We start from the raw sequence: 4,142 nt of genomic DNA on the forward strand, positions 1-4,142 counted from the left end.
CGCCACCTCGTCCACCGAGGGGCCGTCTCCGGCCCCACACGCGAAACGGGCGCGCCCACGCCGGCGGTCGAGGTCGACGATGAGCATGTCCATGGAGACGCGGCCCACCAGGCGCGTGCGCACCCCCGCCACCACCACCGGCGCGCCCGTCGTGGCATGGCGCGGGTAGCCGTCGGCATAGCCGCAGGCCACCACGCCCACGCGCATGGCGCGCTCGGTGCGAAAAATGGCGCCGTAGCCGACCGAGTCGCCGGGCCGCAGTTCCTGCACGGCGATGATCTCGGAACGCAGCGACATGGCGGGCCGCAGCCCGAACGAAGCCGCGTCGGCGTCGGCGAACGGCGAAGCGCCGTAAAGACAGATGCCGGGCCGCACCCAGTGAGGCGGCGTGCCCGGGCCGATGGCGATGTCGGCAAAGCGCAGCGTGGCAGCGGAATTGCAGACACTGACCGGACCCGGCAGGCGATGCGTCACGGAATTGAACACCGCGAGCTGCTCGTGCACGCCCTGCGGCCCGTCGGCGCAGGCGAAGTGGGTCATCTTGCCCACCGAGGCCAGCACGCCTTGGCTTTGCAGCAGCATGGCGCGCTCGTGGGCGGCGGCGTAAGACGCGGGGCTGAAGCCCAGCCGGTTCATGCCGGAATTGAGCTTGAGCATGATGTCCACGCGGCGCGACAGGCGCGCGCGGGCGAGCATGTCGAGCTGCTCGCGGTTGTGCACCGTGGTGCTCAGGTGGTAGCGGTCGATGATGTCGAGGTCGGCCGGCTCGAAAAAGCCCTCGAGCAGCAGGATGGGGCCGCCCCACCCCGCCTCGCGGCAGCGCACGGCCTCGTCGAGGTCGAGCATGGCCAGGCCCTGGGCGGACGAGAACCCCGCCACCGCCTGCTCGATGCCGTGTCCGTAGGCGTTGGCCTTGATGACGGCCCAGATGGAGGGAGGCACGCCGCCCGCCGCGGCGGCGGAGCGCTCGAGGTGGGCCCGGACGGTGGACAGGTTGTAAGCAAGCGCGGAAACGGAAACGGAGGCTGAAATCGGGCGGGGCATGGTGTGCGATCCTGTGGCGACTAAGTCTAACTGATCGCTGCCGTCCACGGCAGCGGGGGCATGACGAAAGCGTCCTCTAAAATGTGCCGGCAACCCGGTCTTGCGCCCCGGCCCCGTATTCCGCCTATGCCCGTCGATCACTACGAGAACTTTCCCGTCGCCTCGCTGCTCCTGCCGCGCAGGCTGCGCGCCGCCGTGACCGATATCTACCGCTTCGCCCGCGCGGCGGACGATGTCGCCGACGAAGGTCCGGCCTCGGACGAGGAGCGGCTGCGCCAGCTCGCGGAATTCCGCGCCGAACTGCACCGCATCGGCGCGGAGCCCGGGGGGCCGGCCGGCTCCCGGCTCGCCCGCGCTGGCCGGCATCTTCGCCCCCCTGGCGACCACCATCGCGCGTCACCAGCTTCCCATCGCGCCCTTCTACGACCTGCTGTCGGCGTTCGAACAGGACATCGTGGTCAAGCGCTACGAAGACTACGACGCGCTGGCCGACTACTGTACGCGCTCGGCCAACCCGGTCGGCCGCCTGATGCTGCATCTGTTCCAGGCGGCCACGCCCGAAAATATCGAACTGTCCGACGCCATCTGCACCGGCCTGCAGCTCGTGAATTTCTGGCAGGACGTGCGCGTGGACTGGCGCAAGCAGCGCGTCTACCTGCCGCAGCAAGACCTGCGCCGCCACGGCGTCACCGAAGAAGACCTGGCGGCCTGCCGCCTGACGCCGGGCTGGCGCCAGCTCATGGCGTTCGAGATCGGCCGCGCCCGCGCGCTGCTAAACTTCGGCGCTCCGCTGGCGCGCCGCCTGCCCGGGCGCATCGGCCTCGAATTGCGGCTGGTGGTGCAGGGTGGCCTGCGCGTGCTCGAGCGCATCGAGCGCGGCGGCTACGATGTATTCATGAACCGCCCCGAACTGGGCGCCAAAGACTGGGCCGTCATGCTGTGGCGCTCCCTCCGACAACGGCCCTGACCCGATATGACCCCTGACGAGTACTGCCAGGACAAAGCCGCCCGCAGCGGCTCCAGCTTCTACTATTCGTTTCTGTTCCTGCCGCCCGAGCGCAGGCGCGCCATCACGGCCCTGTATGCCTTCTGCCGCGAGGTGGACGACGTGGTGGACGAGTGCACCGACCCGTCGCTGGCGCGCATCAAGCTCGCCTGGTGGCGCACCCAGGTCGACCAGATGTTCGACGGCCGGCCCGACCACCCCGTCACGCGCGCCCTGCAGCCGCACCTGGCGCCCTGCGGCATCACGCGGGAGCGGCTGCTGGCGGTGATCGAGGGCATGGAAATGGACCTCGACCAGACCCGCTACCTGGACTGGCCCGGCCTGCGCAAATACTGCTGGCACGCGGCCGGCGTGGTGGGCGAGCTGTCGGCCGGGATCTTCGGCTACACCGATCCCCGCACGCTGCAGTATGCCGAGAAACTGGGCCTGGCCTTCCAGATGACGAACATCATCCGCGACGTGGGCGACGACGCGCGGCGCGGACGCATCTACATCCCGGTCAACGACATGCAGCAATTCGATGTGAAGGCGGCCGACATCATCAACGGCCGATACTCGGAACGTTTTGCGGCGCTCATGCGCTTCCAGGCCGAGCGGACGCGGACGCTCTACCGCGAGGCCATGCAGCTCCTGCCCGAGGCCGACCGCCGCGCCCAGCGGCCCGGCCTGATGATGGCGGCCATCTACCATGCCCTGCTCGACGAAATCGAGCGCGACGGCTGGCAGGTGCTGCACCAGCGCATTTCCCTCACGCCGCTGCGCAAGCTCTGGCTGGCCTGGAAGACCTGGGTGGGCGGCGGGCGCGGCCTGGTCCGCAGGCTGTCGCGATGAAAGCCGCCGTCATCGGCGCCGGCTGGGCCGGCCTGGCCGCCAGCGTCGCCCTGCGCGAAGCCGGCGCGAAAGTCACCGTGTTCGAAGCCGGGCACACCCCCGGCGGGCGCGCCCGCCGCGTGTTCACCGGCGGATTCGACGCGCCCCTGGACAACGGCCAGCACCTGCTTTGCGGCGCCTACCGCCGCACGCTGGCGGTCATGCGGCGGGTCGGCCGCAATCCCGACGCGCTGCTCATGCGCCGGCCGCTGCGGCTGGCCAGCCTGGACGGGCGCTTCCGCCTGTCGGCCCGCGCCTGCCCGCTCCCCTGCACCTGGCCGCCGCCGCGCTGGGCGCGCGCGGCCTGTCCTGGAACGAGCGCCTGTCGATGCTGCGCCTGATGCGCGGACTCAAACGCATGGGCTGGGCCGCGCCGCGCGAATGGACGGTGGCGCAGCTCATGCAGTATCACGCGCAGCCCGAAGGCCTCGTCCGCCAGGTGTGGGAGCCGATCTGCCTGGCGGCGCTGAACACCCCGGTCGCCGCCGCCAGCGCCGCGCTGTTCGCGCACGTGCTGCGCGACAGCCTGGCGGGCAAGCGCGAGCACAGCGACCTGCTGCTGCCCTGCACCGACCTTTCCGCCCTGTGGCCGGACGCGGCCGCGCGCCAGGTCACGATGCGCTACGGCAGCACCGTGCGGCAATTGCGTCCGTCGGCCGACGGCATCGACATCAACCAGGAGCGTTTCGACGCGGCGGTGCTGGCCATCCAGCCGGCGCACGCGGCGCGGCTGCTGGCCGGTCCGTTGCGCGAGGCGGGCGCCGAGGGCCTGCTGGCCGCGCTCAAGTCTTTCGAGTACCAGCCCATCGCCACGCTGAACCTGCGGCTGTCGGCGCCGTGGCGCTTGCCCGAGCCCATGATGATGCTGCGCGAAGACCACGCCCGGGGCCATCTCGGCCAATGGGTATTCGACCGCGCCCAGATCCTGGGCGACGCCAAGGCCGGCGAGCTGGCGGTCGTGGTGAGCGCGGCGGCCGGCATCGCCGAGACCCAGCGCCCCCCAGGTCATCGAGGCGCTGGCCGACCAGGTGGCCGAGCAGGCGTCGGCGCATCCGGCTCGCCTGCCCCCCATGCCCGAGCCGTCGGCGGCCGAGCTGTTCATCGAAAAACGCGCCACCTTCGCGGCGGTGCCGGGCCTGAGCCGCCCGCTGAACACCACGCCCTGGCCCACCCTGGCGCTCGCGGGCGACTGGACCGACACGGGCTACCCCGGCGTGCTGGA

General features: G+C 71.1%; 2 protein-coding genes and 2 pseudogenes. 3 read left to right on the forward strand and 1 reads right to left on the reverse strand.

The genetic code is table 11. The features are described 5' to 3' along the window. A partial coding sequence (gene alr / locus AD428_RS23580; RefSeq protein ID WP_053246773.1) for an alanine racemase occupies nt 1–1,044 on the reverse strand: 1,044 nt, incomplete at its 3' end. Between the two features lie 126 nt (nt 1,045–1,170). Here alr and hpnC point away from each other — a divergent pair. The 3 genes and pseudogenes from hpnC to hpnE all read left to right on the forward strand — a co-directional run. Then, nucleotides 1,171–2,011: pseudogene (gene hpnC, locus AD428_RS23585) on the forward strand (squalene synthase HpnC). A gap of 6 nt (nt 2,012–2,017) precedes the next feature. Then, on the forward strand, nt 2,018–2,881 hold the full coding sequence (gene hpnD / locus AD428_RS23590; protein WP_053246774.1) for a presqualene diphosphate synthase HpnD: 864 nt from the start codon (nt 2,018–2,020) through the stop codon (nt 2,879–2,881). Continuing rightward, nucleotides 2,878–4,142: pseudogene (gene hpnE / locus AD428_RS23595) on the forward strand (hydroxysqualene dehydroxylase HpnE); the annotation flags it as partial. The gene hpnD and the pseudogene hpnE, both read left to right, overlap by 4 nt.

This window comes from Achromobacter sp. DMS1 (genome assembly GCF_001270295.1).